This window comes from Variovorax paradoxus NBRC 15149 (assembly GCF_001591365.1).
GTDB classification, from domain to species: Bacteria; Pseudomonadota; Gammaproteobacteria; order Burkholderiales; family Burkholderiaceae_C; genus Variovorax; species Variovorax paradoxus.
The window spans coordinates 1,822,523-1,837,970 of sequence record NZ_BCUT01000001.1 but is presented as its reverse complement, the minus strand read 5'-3'; the positions used below and the strand labels follow the sequence as shown (position 1 = coordinate 1,837,970).

Annotated in this window: 14 protein-coding genes; 10 read left to right on the top strand and 4 right to left on the bottom strand. The window is 66.8% G+C overall.

Annotated features, from left to right (window positions below; translation table 11 throughout):
• Nucleotides 1–34 precede the first annotated feature (34 nt).
• Nucleotides 35–799, top strand: a complete 765-nt coding sequence (locus VPA02S_RS08690; protein ID WP_012745973.1) for an enoyl-CoA hydratase — start codon at nucleotides 35–37, stop codon at nucleotides 797–799.
• 195 nt (nucleotides 800–994) lie between these two features.
• Nucleotides 995–2,101 carry an ABC transporter substrate-binding protein gene (locus VPA02S_RS08685; RefSeq protein WP_062363283.1) on the top strand — a complete coding sequence of 369 codons (1,107 nt, stop codon included), beginning with the start codon at nucleotides 995–997 and terminating at the stop codon, nucleotides 2,099–2,101.
• 6 nt (nucleotides 2,102–2,107) lie between these two features.
• On the opposite strand, the gene VPA02S_RS08680 is transcribed toward VPA02S_RS08685, so the two are convergent.
• The gene (locus VPA02S_RS08680; RefSeq protein WP_012745975.1) at nucleotides 2,108–2,533 is read right to left on the bottom strand and encodes an acyl-CoA thioesterase; all 426 of its coding nucleotides are present in this window, start codon (nucleotides 2,531–2,533) and stop codon (nucleotides 2,108–2,110) included.
• 41 nt (nucleotides 2,534–2,574) lie between these two features.
• On the opposite strand from VPA02S_RS08680, the gene VPA02S_RS08675 reads away from it, so the two are divergent.
• Complete coding sequence (locus VPA02S_RS08675) at nucleotides 2,575–4,452, top strand: ABCB family ABC transporter ATP-binding protein/permease (protein ID WP_062363281.1); 1,878 nt, start codon at nucleotides 2,575–2,577, stop codon at nucleotides 4,450–4,452.
• Nucleotides 4,453–4,491: 39 nt separating this feature from the next.
• Nucleotides 4,492–5,430, top strand: a complete 939-nt coding sequence (locus VPA02S_RS08670) for a 2-hydroxyacid dehydrogenase (protein ID WP_012745977.1) — start codon at nucleotides 4,492–4,494, stop codon at nucleotides 5,428–5,430.
• A 113-nt stretch (nucleotides 5,431–5,543) separates the two neighbouring features.
• On the opposite strand, the gene VPA02S_RS08665 is transcribed toward VPA02S_RS08670, so the two are convergent.
• Entirely contained in the window at nucleotides 5,544–6,986 is a 1,443-nt protein-coding gene (locus VPA02S_RS08665; RefSeq protein ID WP_062363278.1) for an amidase, read from the bottom strand.
• Between the two features lie 61 nt (nucleotides 6,987–7,047).
• On the opposite strand from VPA02S_RS08665, the gene VPA02S_RS08660 reads away from it, so the two are divergent.
• The 6 genes from VPA02S_RS08660 to VPA02S_RS08635 all read left to right on the top strand — a co-directional run bounded on the left by VPA02S_RS08660 (nucleotide 7,048) and on the right by VPA02S_RS08635 (nucleotide 13,083).
• On the top strand, nucleotides 7,048–8,037 hold the full coding sequence (locus VPA02S_RS08660; protein WP_012745979.1) for a LysR substrate-binding domain-containing protein: 990 nt from the start codon (nucleotides 7,048–7,050) through the stop codon (nucleotides 8,035–8,037).
• A gap of 194 nt (nucleotides 8,038–8,231) precedes the next feature.
• The gene (locus tag VPA02S_RS08655; RefSeq protein ID WP_012745980.1) at nucleotides 8,232–9,683 is read left to right on the top strand and encodes an aspartate ammonia-lyase; all 1,452 of its coding nucleotides are present in this window, start codon (nucleotides 8,232–8,234) and stop codon (nucleotides 9,681–9,683) included.
• Nucleotides 9,684–9,855: 172 nt separating this feature from the next.
• Nucleotides 9,856–10,758: an amino acid ABC transporter substrate-binding protein gene (locus VPA02S_RS08650; RefSeq protein WP_012745981.1), complete on the top strand. Its 903-nt coding sequence runs from the start codon at nucleotides 9,856–9,858 to the stop codon at nucleotides 10,756–10,758.
• A gap of 124 nt (nucleotides 10,759–10,882) precedes the next feature.
• Entirely contained in the window at nucleotides 10,883–11,617 is a 735-nt protein-coding gene (locus VPA02S_RS08645; protein WP_012745982.1) for an amino acid ABC transporter permease, read from the top strand.
• Nucleotide 11,618: 1 nt separating this feature from the next.
• The gene (locus VPA02S_RS08640; RefSeq protein WP_018903697.1) at nucleotides 11,619–12,308 is read left to right on the top strand and encodes an amino acid ABC transporter permease; all 690 of its coding nucleotides are present in this window, start codon (nucleotides 11,619–11,621) and stop codon (nucleotides 12,306–12,308) included.
• 37 nt (nucleotides 12,309–12,345) lie between these two features.
• Complete coding sequence (locus VPA02S_RS08635; protein ID WP_018903696.1) at nucleotides 12,346–13,083, top strand: amino acid ABC transporter ATP-binding protein; 738 nt, start codon at nucleotides 12,346–12,348, stop codon at nucleotides 13,081–13,083.
• A 63-nt stretch (nucleotides 13,084–13,146) separates the two neighbouring features.
• Here the strand turns inward: VPA02S_RS08635 and VPA02S_RS08630 are convergent, their stop codons facing one another.
• Together VPA02S_RS08630 and VPA02S_RS08625 are read right to left on the bottom strand one after the other, a co-directional pair.
• A complete protein-coding gene (locus tag VPA02S_RS08630) occupies nucleotides 13,147–14,088 on the bottom strand; it encodes a nucleoside hydrolase (protein WP_062363275.1) in 942 nt (313 codons plus the stop codon).
• Between the two features lie 46 nt (nucleotides 14,089–14,134).
• Nucleotides 14,135–15,172, bottom strand: coding sequence for a DctP family TRAP transporter solute-binding subunit (locus tag VPA02S_RS08625; protein WP_018903694.1), 1,038 nt, complete (start codon nucleotides 15,170–15,172; stop codon nucleotides 14,135–14,137).
• Nucleotides 15,173–15,448 lie beyond the last annotated feature (276 nt).

Sequence of the window (15,448 nt, the reverse complement as noted above, 5' to 3'; positions counted from 1 at the left end):
AACAGACAAACCGTTTTATCCAAGGACCATTCCCATGAGCGACATCCTCGTCCACACCGAAGCCGGTGTGATGACCCTCACCTTCAACCGCGTCGACAAGAAGAACTCCATCACCGGCAGCATGTACGGCGAGCTCGCCGATGCACTGGCCGCGGCCGAGGGTGATGCGGCCGTGCGCTGCGTGCTGATCCAGGGCGACCCCACCATCTTCAGCGCGGGCAACGACATCGGCGACTTCCTCAACGCGCCGCCCGCCGGCAAGGATTCGCCGGTGTTCCGCTTTTTGCGCGGCATCGCGGCCTTTCCCAAGCCCATCGTGGCGGCGGTCTGCGGCCCGGCCGTGGGCATCGGCACCACGATGCTGTTCCACTGCGACCTGGTCTACGCGGGCGACAACGCGGCGTTCTCGATGCCCTTCGTGAACCTGGGCCTGTGCCCCGAGGCGGCGTCGAGCCTGCTGGTGCCGCAGATGCTGGGCTACCACCGCGCGGCCGAGGCGCTGCTGCTGGGCGAGCCCTTCATGGCCGAGGCCGCGCTCGAAGTCGGCCTGGTCAACCGCATCGTGCCGCCGACCGAAGCCAATGCCATCGCGCAGGTGCAGGCCCGCAAGCTCGCGGCCAAGCCGCTGAGCGCGCTGGTCGAGACCAAGCGCCTGCTGAAGAAGGCGCAGATGCCGGCCGTGCTCGAACGCATGGACGAAGAAGGCGCGAGCTTCGGCCGCATGCTGCGCGAACCCGCCGCGCGCGAGGCTTTCGGCGCCTTCATGGAGAAGCGCAAGCCCGATTTCTCCAAAGTCTGAGCGCGTTTCCACGCTTGCCGGCCCGCGGCGCATGCGTACACTGCTGCCGTGCAAGTTTTCGAGACACGATCGTCGGCAACGCCCACCCAGCGTGCGAATGATGCTACTGAAAAAGTAGCAATCGGCACCACGCGCAGGCGTACTTTAGGCCTGCTCGCGGGCACCCTGGCCGCGCCTTCGCTGGCCCTGGCCCGCGTGCGGCCGCTGCGCATCGGCATCATCGGTTCCTGGTCGGGCCCTTATGCGGCGGGCGGGCGCCAGTTCGATGCCGGCATGTCGGTCTGGCTCGCGGCCCACAACCAGCGCATCGCGGGACGCCCGGTCGAACTGCTGCGCCGCGACGTGCCCGGCAGCGCGCCCGAGCAGGCGCGGCGCCATGCGCAGGACCTGGTGGAGAGCGAGCGTGTCGACCTGCTCGCGGGGCTGGACTTCAGCTCCAACGCCTACGCCGTCGGCGCCGTGGCCACGCAGGCCAAGGTGCCGCTGCTGGTGATGAATGCGGCTTCCTCGGGCATCACGGCGCGCTGCCCGTTCGCGGTGCGCGTGTCCTTCACCATCGCGCAGGTCACGATGCCGCTGGCGCGCTGGGCGATCCAGCAAGGGCTGCGCGATGTCTGCACCGTGGTGGCCGACTATGCCTCGGGCGTCGATGCCGAAAGCGCCTTCGTCTCGGCCGTCACCGCCGGCGGCGGCCGCATCGGCGCGATGCTGCGCGTGCCGCTCAACACGCTGGACTATTCGGCCTACATGCTGCGGCTGCGCGAGCTCAGGCCGCAGGCGGTGTTCTTCTTCCTGCCTTCGGGCCAGATGCCCGCCACCTTCCTCAAGTTCTGGCGCGACCGCGGCATGGCCGACACCGGCATCCGCCTGCTCGCGACCGGCGACGCCACCGACGACCACTACCTCGAAGGCATCGGCGAGCTGGCCGAGGGCCTCGTGACCAGCCACCACTATTCGTTTGCCCACGAATCGGCGGCCAACCGCCGCTTCACGGCCGCCTTCGAGACCGAGTACGGCAGCCACCTGCGGCCCGGCTATTTCGCGGTGGCGGCGCACGATGCGCTCGCGGCGGCCGATGCCGCGATGAGCTCGCCGGCCGCGCGCGGCGGCCTGAATGGCGAACGGCTGGTGGACGCTTTCCGGGGCCTCCAGCTCGAGAGCCCGCGCGGCCCGATCGAGATCGATGCCCACACGCGCGACATCGTGCAGGCCGTCTACATCCGCCGCACCGAGCGGCTCGACGGGCGCTGGGTCAACCGCGAGTTCGAACGCTTCGAGCGGGTGCGCGAGCCGGCGCTGTGAGCGCGCTCAGGGTTGCTGCTCGATCGGCCGGGGCCGGCCGTTGTCGTCGATGGCCACGTAGGTGAAGGTGGCCTGCGTCACCTTGATGTATTCGCCCTGGGCGCGGAAGCGCTCGGCAAAGACCTCGACCGTGACCGTGACCGAGGTGCGGCCGATGCGCACCAGCTTCGAATAGAACGAGAGGATGTCGCCCAGCCGCACCGGCTGCTTGAAGATGAATTCGTTGACCGCCACCGTGGCTTGGCGGCCCTTGGCGTAGCGCGCCGGAATGACCGAGCCGGCCAGGTCGCACTGCGCCATGACCCAGCCGCCGAAGATGTCGCCGTTGGCGTTGCAGTCCGCCGGCATCGGAATGACCTTGAGCACCAGCTCCATGTCGGTGGGCAGGCTCTTGAGGGTCGCGGCGGCGGCGGTGCTGGAAATATCGGACATGGGCACAATCTGGACAAACTAAGCAACCACGATTGTCCCTCATGCGCCGCAGCGGCGAAGCCCTACCTCCTCCCCCCCACAGCGCCACCGGCCATGCGCCGGCGCGCAGCGACCGCTCCGACTGGGCGACGCTGCGCCGCCTTTTCCCCTATCTCTGGCAGTACAAGTGGCGGGTGATCGCCGCGCTCGGCTTCATGGTGGGCGCCAAGGTGGCCAACGTGGGCGTGCCGGTGCTGCTCAAGAACCTGATCGACACGATGACGCCCAGGCCGGACATGGCGCAGGCGCTGCTGATCGTGCCCATCGGGCTCCTGCTGGCCTACGGGCTGCTGCGCTTTTCGACCGCGCTCTTCGGCGAGCTGCGCGAGCTGATCTTCGCCAAGGCCACCGAGGGCACGGCGCGGCAGATCGCGCTGGAGGTGTTCGGCCACCTGCATTCGCTGAGCCTGCGCTTCCACCTGGAGCGCCAGACCGGCGGCATGACGCGCGACATCGAGCGCGGCACGCGCGGCGTGCATTCGCTCATCTCGATGTCGCTCTACAGCATCGTGCCCACCATCATCGAGCTGGCGCTGGTGCTCACCATCCTGGGCGTGAAGTTCGATTCGCTGTTCGTCTGGATCACGGGCGCGGCGCTGGTGCTCTACATCACCTTCACGGTCACCGTGACCGAGTGGCGCACCCAGTTCCGCAAGACCATGAACGAGCTCGACTCCATGGCCCAGAGCCGCGCGGTCGATTCGCTGCTGAACTACGAAACCGTCAAGTACTTCAACAACGAGGAATTCGAGGCGAAACGCTACGACGCCAGCCTGGACCGCTACCGCAAGGCCGCCATCAAGAGCCAGCGCACGCTGAGCATGCTCAACACCGGCCAGCAGCTGATCATCGCGACCAGCCTGGTGCTGATGCTCTGGCGCGCCACCTCGGGCGTGGTCGAAGGGCGCATGACGCTGGGCGACCTGGTGATGGTCAACGCCTTCATGATCCAGCTCTACATTCCGCTCAACTTCCTGGGCGTGATCTACCGCGAGATCAAGCAGAGCCTGACCGACCTGGACAAGATGTTCGTGCTGATGGAGAAGGAGCGCGAAGTGCGCGACGCGCCCGGCGCGCAGCCGCTGTCTTTGCTCCCTCTCCCTCCGGGAGAGGGCCGGGGTGAGGGCGGCGGCGTCGACTCCACCATCCGTTTCGAGGACGTGAGCTTCGCCTACGAGCCCGACCGGCCGATCCTCAAGCACGTGAGCTTCGAGATCCCGGCCGGCAAGACGGTGGCTGTGGTCGGCCCCTCGGGCTCGGGCAAGTCGACGCTCGCGCGGCTGCTCTACCGCTTCTACGACGTGCAGCAGGGCCGCATCACCATCGGCGGGCAGGACATCCGCGAAGTGCAGCAGTCCAGCGTGCGGCGCGCAATCGGCATCGTGCCGCAGGACACGGTGCTGTTCAACGACACGGTCGAATACAACATCGCCTACGGCCGCCCCGGCGCCACGCGCGAAGAGGTGGAAGGCGCAGCCCGCGCCGCGCGCATCCACGATTTCATCGCCGCCACGCCCAGGGGCTATGAAACCACCGTGGGCGAGCGCGGCCTCAAGCTGTCGGGCGGCGAGAAGCAGCGCGTGGCCATTGCGCGCACGCTGCTGAAGAACCCGCCGATCGTGATCTTCGACGAGGCCACCTCGGCGCTCGATTCGGCCAACGAGCGCGCCATCCAGTCGGAGCTCAGGAGCGCCGCGCAGGACAAGACCACGCTGGTGATCGCGCACCGCCTCTCGACGGTGGTCGATGCGCACGAGATCCTGGTGCTCGAGGCGGGCGTGATCGTCGAGCGCGGCACGCATGCCGAGCTGCTTGCGAAGCAGGGACGTTATGCGCAGATGTGGGCTTTGCAAAAGAGCGAAGCCACGCCGCTGATGTAGCCCGATCATTCTTTTTTACATCGATCCAGGAGTTCAGACGTGTCGACCAAGATTCCCCTGCTGGTGCTCAACAGCCTTTCGAGCGCCCACCAGGCCCAGATTGCCGAGGTCTATGACATGACCTATGCCTTCGACCCCGCCGCGCGCGCCGCCGCGATTGCCGAGCACGGCAAGAAATTCCGCGCGGTGCTGACCATCGGCGTGATCGGCATCACGCCCGAAGAAATTGCGGCCATGCCCGCGCTCGAGCTGATCTGCTGCCTGGGCGCGGGCTACGAAGGCGTGCCGCTCGAAGTGACGCGTGCGCGCGGCATTGCCACCGCCAATGGCGCCGGCACCAACGACGACTGCGTGGCCGACCATGCCTTCGGCCTCTTGATTGGCATCGTGCGCGAGTTCCGCAAGCTCGACCGGCTGTGCCGCGAAGGCGTGTGGCGCGAAGCCATTCCGCAGCCGCCGAACGTGTCGGGCAAGAAGCTCGGCATCCTGGGGCTCGGCACCATCGGCCAGAAGATCGCCAAGCGCGCGGCCGCCTTCGACATGGAGATCGGCTATCACAACCGCAAGCCGCGCGAAGGCGCGGCGCACCGCTACTTCGGCGACCTGAAGTCGCTGGCGGCCTGGGCCGATTTCCTGGTGCTGGCCGCGCCGGGCGGGCCGGCCACGCGCCATCTCGTGAACGCCGAAGTGCTCGATGCGCTCGGGCCGCAGGGCTACCTGGTCAGCATCGGCCGCGGCAGCGTGGTCGATACCGAGGCGCTGGCGGCGGCGCTGCGCGAGCACCGCATTGCAGGCGCGGGACTCGATGTGTACGAGAGCGAGCCCAAGCGGCCGGAGCCGCTCATCGGCCTCGACAACGTGCTGCTGACGCCGCACATGGCGGGCTGGTCGCCCGAGGCCACGCAGAAGTCGGTCGACCATTTTCTTGCGAATGCCGAAGGGCATTTTGCGGGGCGCGGTGTGTTGACGCCAGTCTGAAGGTCTTGCTCCTTCCCCCGCCGGGGGAAGGCTGGGATGGGGGCGGGCAGGGCGCCCAATGGATGCGCCGCTTGCCCCCACCCCTGCCCTCCCCCGGGAGGGGAGGGAGAGAGTCAAGCCAGGATCGACGGGCGTTGACGTCCCCAGCCGCAGGCCTGGTCATAGGCATGCCCGAGCCGCAGCACGTCCAGGTCCGCATGGATCGGCCCGGCCAGCTGCAGGCCCATCGGCAGCCCGCCTTCGCCGAAACCCGCGCGCACGTTGAGCGTCGGCAGGCCCGCCAGCGTGAACGGCGTCACGATCTCCATCCAGCGGTGGTAGGTGTCGCTCGGCACGCCGGCCACTTCGGCGGGCCAGTGCAGCTCGGCCTCGAAGGGGAACACCTGCGCCGTCGGCGCCAGCACGAAATCGAAGCGCTCGAACAGCCTGAAGAACGCGCGGTACACGTTCGAGCGGTAGAGCGAAGCCTGGTAGAGCGAGGCCGCATCGAGGTGCCGGCTCTGCTCGATTTCCCATTGCGCTTCCGGCTTGAGCTGCGCGAACAGCTGGGGGTCGCTGAGATACGCGCCGAGCTTGCCGCCCACCAGCAGCTGGCGCAGCCGCAGCCAGGCGCTCCAGTTGTGCTCGCGCGGCACGTCGAGCGTGCAGGGCTCGACCTCGCAGCCGATGGCGCGGAAGGTGCCGAGCGCCTGCTCCCCCAGTTCGCGGATGCCGGGCGCGAGCGGCAGTTCGGGCCAGAGGCTGCCGAGCCAGCCGATGCGCAGGCCTTTTCCGTCGCCGTCGAGCGCGATGGCATCGGCCGAGGGCAGCGCCTGCGGCGACGACAGCGGCACGCGCGCATCGAAGCCCGCCTGCACCGCGAGCAGCCGCGCGGTGTCTTCCACCGTGCGGCCCATCGGGCCTTCGGTGCCCAGCTGCTGGAAGAAGAGTTCCTGCTCGGGGTCGCCGGGCACGCGTCCGCGCGAGGGCCGCATGCCGATCACGTTGTTGAAGGCGGCCGGGTTGCGCAGCGAGCCCATCATGTCGCTGCCGTCGGCCACCGGCAGCATGCCCAGGGCCAGCGCCACGGCCGCGCCGCCGCTGCTGCCGCCGGCGCTGCGCTCCGGCGCATAGGCGTTGCGCGTGATGCCGAACACCGTGTTGTAGGTGTGCGAGCCCAGGCCGAATTCGGGCGTGTTGGTCTTGCCGATCACGATGGCGCCGGCTGCGCGCATGCGCGCGACGTGCAGGCTGTCGGTGCACGCCGGCGAGCGCGGTGGCAGCGGCGAGCCCATGGAGGTCGGCAGGCCGGCCGCATGGCTCAGGTCCTTCACCGCCAAGGGAAAGCCATGCATCCAGCCGCGCCGTTCGCCGCGCGCCAGTTCGGCATCGCGCTCGCGGGCTTCGGCCAGCAGCACCCCGGGTTCGCGCAGCGAGACGATCGCGTTGAAGCGCGGGTTGAGCGCCTCGATGCGGGCCAGCGAGGCCTGCATCAGCTCATGGCAGGACACGCTGCGGGCCGCGATGCGGCGCGAGAGTTCGGTGGCGCTGAGGTCGAGCAGATCGGCTGGAGGCATGGCGAATGCGGGAAAAGGAGGGGGAGCCCAGTATGGCGCGGCGCTCGCATAATCGCCGCGTATGGAAACAAAGTGGCTCGAAGACTTCATCAGCTTGGCGGAAACGCGCAGCTTCAGCCGCTCGGCCCAGTTGAGGCACGTGACCCAGCCCGCGTTCTCGCGCCGCATCCAGGCGCTCGAAGGCTGGGCCGGCACCGACCTGGTGGACCGCAGTTCCTACCCGACGCGCCTCACGCCTGCGGGCCAGACGCTCTATAGCCAGGCCATCGAGATGCTGCAGTCGCTGCAGAGCACCCGCGCCATGCTGCGCGGCCACTCGGCCGCCGGGCAGGACGTGATCGAGATCGCGGTGCCGCACACGCTGGCCTTCACCTTCTTTCCCTCCTGGGTGACCAGCCTGCGCGAGCACTTCGGCCCCATCAAGAGCCGGCTGATCGCGCTCAATGTGCACGACGCCGTGCTGCGCCTGGTCGAGGGCAGCTGCGACCTGCTGATCGCCTACCACCATCCTTCCCAGCCGCTGCAGCTGGACGCCAACAAGTACGAGATGGTCAGCCTGGGCGAGGAAACCGTGGCGCCCTGGGTCAAGGCCGACGCCGACGGCGCGCCGCGCTTCCGGCTGCCCGGCCGGCCGGGCCAGCCGCTGCCCTACCTGGGCTATGCGCCGGGTGCCTACCTGGGGCGCGTGGTCGACCAGCTGCTGAAGGAGTCGGGCACCGCCATCCACCTCGACCGGGTCTATGAAACCGATATGGCCGAAGGCCTCAAGGTCATGGCGCTCGAAGGCCACGGCATCGCCTTTTTGCCGCAGAGCGCGGTGCGCAAGGAAATCAAGGCGCGCAAGCTCGTGAGCGCGCTGCCGCCCGAGATCGACAGCCTGGAGGCGACGATGGAGATCCGGGCCTACCGCGAGCGGCCGAGCGCGCCGGCGCCGGTGAAGGCCGGCAGCGGCCGCGCCGCCAAGGTGCCGGTGTCCGAAGGCCTGCAGCCCAAGCGCACGGCCGATGCGCTGTGGTCGTACCTGGTCGGTGCCCAGCCGCCGGGCCGCTGACCGCCACCCGGCCGATCGACGCGCGGAATTTGTGCGCTGCACAATCTATAAATGCCGCGCATAAGCCTCCCCGCAAACGGCATTGGCGCCGCAGGTCCGCGGCCACTACAGTCGCGGCAGTTTTTTGCCGCTGTCACACAGCAATCTTCAGGGCACGCGCCATCCGCGTGCTTTTTTTTAGCCGAGGAACCTGTATGAGCCCGAATTTCAGGACCGAACACGACTTTCTCGGCGAAAAGCAGATTCCTGCCTTTGCCTACTGGGGCGTGCACACGGCGCGCGCGGTCGAGAACTTCGCCATCTCCGGCACCCGCGTGTCGGCCATGCCCGACCTGGTGCGCGCGCTGGCCTTCGTGAAGAAGGCCGCCACCCGCGCCAATGCCGACCTCGGCGCCATCGACCGCGACCGCGCGGCCGCCATCATCCTGGCCTGCGAGGACCTGATCGAAGGCAAATTGCTCGACGAATTCGTGGTCGACGTGATCCAGGGCGGCGCCGGCACCTCCACCAACATGAACGCCAACGAGGTGATCTGCAACCTCGCGCTCGAGAAGCTCGGCCACGAAAAGGGCCGCTACGACGTGCTGCATCCCAACGACCACGTCAACGCCTCGCAAAGCACCAACGACGTCTATCCGACGGCGGTGCGGCTCGCGCTGTGGTTTGCCATCGGCCGGCTGCTCGAATCCATGGCGGCGCTGCGCAAGAGCTTCGAAGCCAAGGCGCTCGAGTTCAAGGACATCCTGAAGATCGGCCGCACCCAGCTGCAGGACGCCGTGCCCATGACGCTGGGCCAGGAGTTCCTGACCTACGCCGTCATGATCGGCGAGGACGAGGCCCGCCTGGGCGAGGCGCGCGCGCTCATCGAGGAAATCAACCTGGGCGCCACCGCCATCGGCACCGGCATCAACGCGCCGCACGGCTATGCCAACCTGGCCTGCCAGTACCTGGCCGAGCAGACCGGCGTGCCGCTCAAGCAGTCGGCCAACCTGATCGAGGCCACGCAGGACACCGGCGCCTTCGTGCAGCTGTCGGGCGTGCTCAAGCGCGTGGCCACCAAGCTCAGCAAGACCTGCAACGACCTGCGCCTGCTCTCCAGCGGCCCGCAGGCGGGCTTCGGCGAGATCCGGCTGCCCGCGCGCCAGGCCGGCTCGTCGATCATGCCGGGCAAGGTGAACCCGGTGATCCCGGAAGTGATGAACCAGGTGGCCTTCGAGGTCATCGGCAACGACATCACCGTGACCATGGCGTCCGAGGCCGGCCAGCTGCAGCTCAACGCCTTTGAGCCGATCATGGGATGGAGCCTGTTCAAGAGCATCAAGCACCTGAGCAACGCCTGCAACACGCTGCAGCTCAACTGCGTCGAAGGCATCGAGGCGAACCGGGAGTTCCTGGCCAAGCGGGTGCGCGAATCGGTCACGCTGGTCACCGCGCTCAATCCGCTGATCGGCTACGAGAAGGCGGCGCTGATCGCCAAGACCGCGCTGGCCACCGGCGGGCCCATCGACCTGGTGGCCGAATCGCTCGGCATCATGACGCGCGCCGAGATGGAGGCGCTGCTCGTGCCCGAGAACCTGACCCAGCCGGTGCGCCTGTCCGCGCCGGTGCCGCCGGCTGCCGAGCCCTCGGGCACAAAGGCTGCTTAGTGAAAGTCGGACAATGCCAATGGGTCCACCTGCACCAAGGCGGCGCCCGGATGCGCGCGGCCGGTGCGGCCGTCGCCGAGAATGCACCGGGTTGGTCCGGGTATTCCCCATCACGTGAATGTCTAGAATTTCGTTGTATCTGTATCTTCCAGTCACCTCAGGAGTTTTCCGTATGAACAAGCAAGTATTGGCATTGGCAATTGCAGCCCTGGCTGCCGGCAGCGCTTTTGCCCAAGCCAATGACACCCTGGCCAAGATCAAGGCCTCGGGCAGCATCACCGAAGGCGTGCGGGAATCTTCCGGCCTGTCGTACACGCTGGGCAACGGCCAGTACACCGGCTTCCACTACGACATCTGCGCCAACATCATCAAGGACATCCAGAAGCACCTGGGCCTTGCCAAGCTGGAAACCAAGTACCAGCCCGTCACCTCGCAAAACCGCGTGCCCCTGGTGCAGAACGGCACCGTCGACCTGGAGTGCGGCTCCACCACCAACAACGCCACGCGCCAGAAGGATGTTTCCTTTGCCGTGACCACCTACGTGGAAGAAGTGCGCATCGCGGTCAAGGCCAACTCGGGCATCAACAGCATCAAGGACCTCAACGGCAAGACCGTGGCCACCACCACCGGCACCACCTCGGTGCAGACCCTGCGCAAGAACGAGCGCGCCGGCGGCATCGACTTCAAGGAGCTCTACGGCAAGGACCACTCCGACAGCTTCCTGCTGCTCGAATCGGGTCGCGCCGACGCCTTCGTGATGGACGGCTCCATCCTGGCCTCGAATATCGCCAAGTCGAAGTCGCCCGCCGACTTCAAGATCGTCGGCGAAGTGCTCAGCGTCGAGCCCATCGCCATCATGATCCGCAAGGACGACCCCGCCTTCAAGAAGGTGGTGGACGACAGCATCAAGGCACAGATCAAGAACGGCGACCTCGCCAAGCTCTGGGACAAGTGGTTCCTGAAGCCGATCCCGCCGGCCAACGTCACGGTGAACCTGCCGCTGTCCGACGCCACGAAGGCCGCCTGGGCCAACCCGAACGACAAGCCGATGGAAGACTACGCGGCCAAGAAGTAAACACGGCAAGGCCATCCGCGCAACGCCCGCCGCCCCCGGCGGGCGTTTGTTTTCGCAAATGCGGCGCGCGGGCACGGCCTCTGCAAGCTAGCAGTCTGGAAATCTGAAAGAAGGAGAGTCCCCGATGGGATCAAACTGGGATTGGCAGGTCTTCTTGCAAGACCCGGGCGGGAAGTACCCGACCTATTGGCAATGGATGCTGTCCGCATGGGGCTGGACCGTGTCCGTGGCCCTGCTGGCGCTCGTCGTTGCGCTGGTGCTGGGTTCGCTGGTCGGCATCATCCGCACCCTGCCCAACAGCCCGTGGCTCATACGCCTGGGCAATGCCTGGGTCGAGCTGTTCCGCAACATTCCGCTCCTGGTGCAGATCTTCCTCTGGTACCACGTGATTCCGGCGCTGGTGCCGGTCATGAAGGGCGTGCCGAGCTTCGTGCTGGTGGTGCTGGCGCTGGGCTTCTTCACCTCGGCGCGGATTGCCGAGCAGGTGCGCTCGGGCATCCAGGCGCTGCCCAAGGGCCAGCGCTACGCGGGCATGGCGGTGGGCTTCACAACGCCGCAGTACTACCGCTACGTCATCCTGCCGATGGCCTACCGCATCATCATTCCGCCGCTCACGAGCGAAACGATGAACATCTTCAAGAACTCGTCGGTGGCGTTTGCCGTGTCGGTGACCGAGCTCACGATGTTCGCGATGCAGGCGCAGGAAGAAACCTCGCGCGGCATCGAGGTGTACCTGGCGGTGACGGGGCTCTACGTGATCTCGGCCTTTGCGATCAACCGCATCATGGCGTACATCGAGAAGAAGACGCGCGTGCCGGGCTTCATCGTCTCGGCCAGCGCCGGCGGCGGGGGGCATTGACATGATGAATCTCGACCTGTCGTTCTACAACTGGGACGTCATCAGCAACTTCGTCGTCAAGGGCTTCTATTTCAGCATCATGCTGACGATCGTCGCCACCATTGGCGGCGTGCTCTTCGGCACCGTGCTGGCGCTGATGCGGCTGTCGGGCAAGAAGTGGCTCGACGCGCCGGCCGCCATCTACGTCAACGGCATGCGCAGCATTCCGCTGGTGATGGTGATCCTGTGGTTCTTCCTCTTGGTGCCGGCCTCGTTCTACGCGGCCTTCGGCTCCATCGGCTCGAACTACCGCTCGGAAATCTCGGCCGTGATCACCTTCATCGCGTTCGAGGCGGCCTACTTCAGCGAGATCATGCGCGCGGGCATCCAGTCGATTCCGCGCGGCCAGGTGAATGCGGGCCAGGCGGTCGGCATGACCTACGGCCAGAACATGCGCCTCGTGGTGCTGCCGCAGGCCTTCCGCAACATGCTGCCGGTGCTGCTCACGCAGACCATCATCCTGTTCCAGGACACCTCGCTGGTCTACGCCATCGGCGCCTACGACATGCTCAAGGGCTTCGAGACCGCGGGCAAGAACTTCGGCCGCCCGATCGAGGCCTACCTGCTCGCGGCCGTGGTTTACTTCATCATGTGCTATGCCTTGTCGTGGCTCGTCAAGCGCCTCCACAAGAAGATCGCCATCATTCGCTAGCCGAGTGGCTGAACCGGAGAAAGAAATGTCCGAAAAAATGATTGAAATCAAGAACGTCTCGAAGTGGTATGGCCCGGTGCAGGTGCTCAACGATTGTTCGGTGAGCATCTCCAAGGGCGACGTGGTGGTGGTGTGCGGGCCCTCGGGCTCGGGCAAGTCCACCCTCATCAAGACCGTGAACGCGCTCGAGCCCTTCCAGAAGGGCGAGATCACCGTCAACGGCATCCCGCTGCACGACCCCAAGACCAACCTGCCCAAGCTGCGCTCCAAGGTCGGCATGGTGTTCCAGCACTTCGAGCTGTTCCCGCACCTGTCGGTCACCGAGAACCTCACGATCGCGCAGATCAAGGTGCTGGGCCGCAGTCCCGACGAGGCCAAGACCCGCGGCCTCAAGATGCTCGACCGCGTGGGCCTGATGGCGCACAAGGACAAGTTCCCGGGCCAGCTCTCGGGCGGCCAGCAGCAGCGCGTGGCCATTGCCCGCGCGCTCAGCATGGACCCGATCGTGATGCTGTTCGACGAGCCCACCTCGGCGCTCGACCCCGAAATGGTCGGCGAAGTGCTCGACGTGATGGTGAGCCTGGCCAAGGACGGCATGACCATGATGGTGGTCACGCACGAAATGGCCTTTGCGCGCAAGGTGGCGAGCCGCGTGATCTTCATCGACGTGGGCGGCAAGATTTTGGAAGACTGCCCGAAGGACGAGTTCTTCAGCCACCCGGAGAACCGCCAGCCGCGCACCAAGGATTTCTTGAACAAAATTCTGCAGCACTGATCGATTCGCTGCGGCACCAAAAGCCACGCTGTTCGCAGCGTGGCTTTTTTATTTGCCCGGAGCCTACGGCAGCCGCGCGATGTGCTCCGTCAGCAGGTCGAAGAAGCCCTGCGCATCGCCATCGACGATCCAGTTCACGTTGGGTGGGCGGTGCAGGCTGCCGTGCCAGTCGGCCGCGGTCTGGCCGAAGCCCATGCCTTCGCGGCTGTCGACCTCGACGTGGATGCGCCTGCCCCGGAAGAGCGAGGGCCGCAGCAGATAGGCCGTGACGGTCGCGTCATGCACCGGCCCGCCGGGCATGCCGTAGTGCTGCATCTCCTGCGGCGCATAGGCGTCGAGGATGTCGGCGACGATCGCGCCGGCCCGGTTGCCCAGGCCGCGCAGCCGCGCGATGCGCTCGTCGCTCGTGAGGATCTTGTGCGTCACGTCGAGCGGCAGCATGGTGATCGGCACGCCGCACTTCAGCACGGCCTCGGCCGCATGCGGATCCGCGAACACGTTGAACTCCGCCGTGGGCGTGATGTTGCCGCCATTGAAGTGCGCGCCGGCCATGAGCACCAGTTCGCGCAGGCCGCGCACGATGTCGGGCGCCTGCTCGAGCGCGAGCGCCAGGTTGGTCTGCGGGCCGAGCATTGCGAGCGTGATGCTTTTTTCAGGCGCGGCGCGCAGCGTGCGGACCAGGTAGTCGACCGCATGGCCTTCAGCCAGCGGCGCGGCGGGCTCGTGCACCTTCACGCCGGTGATGCCTTCGCGGCCATGGATGTTGGCCGCGTAGATCGGCGTGCGCAGCAGCGGCCGTTCGGCGCCCGCGTACACCGGAATGCCGGGCCGCCCGGCCCATTCGCAGGCGAGGCGCGCATTGCGCGAGGTCTTGGCCAGCGGCACGTTGCCGGCCACCGTGGTCAGCGCCTGGACCGCGAGCGATTCGGGTGCCGCCAGGGCGAACAGCAGCGCGATCACGTCGTCCGCGCCGGGGTCCGTGTCGATGATCAGGGTGTGGTGCATGGCCGCATTGTCGCGGCCTCCACCCCGATCTGCAGGAACGCGAGCTTTACTTCTGGCGCGCCGCGATCGCCTTCTCGGCCTTGGCCACGAGGTCCGCGCCCACGGTCGACTTCCACTTGTCGTACACCGGCCGCGTGGCCTTCACGAAGGCTTCGCGCTCGTCGGGCGTGAGCTGGGTCACGGTGACGCCCATGGCGGCAATGTCCTTGAGCACCGGCTTGTCGGCTTCCACCAGGCCCTTGCGCGCGAGCGCGATTTCCTGCTTGCCGGCATCGACGGCGGCCTGGCGCACGATGGCCTGGTCGGCCGGCGTCCACGAGGCCCAGATTTCCTTGTTGACCACGAACACCAGCGGGTCGGCCACGTAGCCCCAGGTGGTCACGAACTTCTGGCCCACGGTGTGCATCTTGAGCACGGTGAACAGGAAGAGCGGGTTCTCCTGGCCGTCGACGGCGCCGCTGGCGAGCGCGGGCTGCGCGTCGGCCCAACTCATCTGCGTGGGATTGGCGCCGAGCGCGGTGAACATGTCGGAGTAGATCGGCGAGCCGACGACGCGGATCTTCATGCCCTTGAGGTCGGCAGGCGACTTGATCGGCTTCTTCGAGTTGGTGATCTCGCGGTAGCCGTTCTCGCCCCAGGCGAGCGGCACGACACCGGCCTTGTCGAGGGTCTTGAACATGTCCTTGCCGACCTCGCCCTGGGTGAGGGCGTCGATGGCCGCGTAGTCGGGCATCAGGAAGGGCATGGAAAAAAGGTTGAGCTGCTTGACCTGCGGCGACCAGTTGATGGTCGAGCCGACGGCCATGTCGATCACGCCCTGGCGCAGCGCGCTGAATTCGCGGGTCTGGTCGCCCTGGATGAGGGACACGCCGGGGTACAGCTTGATGTTGATGCGGCCCTGGGTGCGCTCCTTGACGAGGTCGGCCCAGATCTTTCCGGCCTGGCCCCAGGGGGTGGGCGGGCCGAGCACCAGGGACATCTTGTACTCGGGCTTGTAGGCGGCCTGCGCCATGGCGCCGGTCGAGAACATGCACAGGGCGGTTGCTGCGGCGGCAAGGCCGAGCAGGGTGCGGCGGAATTTCATGAGAGGTCTCCTTGTTTTCTGAACACAACTAAGCGATGGATGTTTTTGGGAGCGTTCGGGGCGATGCTGTTCGGGGCGTGTGCACAGATCACCGGGTACTCCCCTCCGCGAATGTCCCCCGGCCTGCGGCCTCCTCCTTGATTTCGCTGCGGGGAGCACCCGATGCTCTGTGCACGAGGGCACGCTCGTTGTGCATCGCTGATCAACCACCGCTCCGCATAACGCTCCCGCTGATGGGGTGCCTTGCGCAGCGAAATCAAGGGGGAGGCCGCAGGC

Coding starts and splice junctions, on each gene's coding strand:
- VPA02S_RS08625 (WP_018903694.1), bottom strand. CDS start 15,172: ATGAAATTCCGCCGCACCCTGCTCGGCCTTGCCGCCGCAGCAACCGCC.
- VPA02S_RS08680 (WP_012745975.1), bottom strand. CDS start 2,533: ATGTCCGATATTTCCAGCACCGCCGCCGCCGCGACCCTCAAGAGCCTG.
- VPA02S_RS08635 (WP_018903696.1), top strand. CDS start 12,346: ATGATTGAAATCAAGAACGTCTCGAAGTGGTATGGCCCGGTGCAGGTG.
- VPA02S_RS08640 (WP_018903697.1), top strand. CDS start 11,619: ATGATGAATCTCGACCTGTCGTTCTACAACTGGGACGTCATCAGCAAC.
- VPA02S_RS08630 (WP_062363275.1), bottom strand. CDS start 14,088: ATGCACCACACCCTGATCATCGACACGGACCCCGGCGCGGACGACGTG.
- VPA02S_RS08650 (WP_012745981.1), top strand. CDS start 9,856: ATGAACAAGCAAGTATTGGCATTGGCAATTGCAGCCCTGGCTGCCGGC.
- VPA02S_RS08655 (WP_012745980.1), top strand. CDS start 8,232: ATGAGCCCGAATTTCAGGACCGAACACGACTTTCTCGGCGAAAAGCAG.
- VPA02S_RS08675 (WP_062363281.1), top strand. CDS start 2,575: ATGCGCCGCAGCGGCGAAGCCCTACCTCCTCCCCCCCACAGCGCCACC.
- VPA02S_RS08690 (WP_012745973.1), top strand. CDS start 35: ATGAGCGACATCCTCGTCCACACCGAAGCCGGTGTGATGACCCTCACC.
- VPA02S_RS08645 (WP_012745982.1), top strand. CDS start 10,883: ATGGGATCAAACTGGGATTGGCAGGTCTTCTTGCAAGACCCGGGCGGG.
- VPA02S_RS08665 (WP_062363278.1), bottom strand. CDS start 6,986: ATGCCTCCAGCCGATCTGCTCGACCTCAGCGCCACCGAACTCTCGCGC.
- VPA02S_RS08660 (WP_012745979.1), top strand. CDS start 7,048: ATGGAAACAAAGTGGCTCGAAGACTTCATCAGCTTGGCGGAAACGCGC.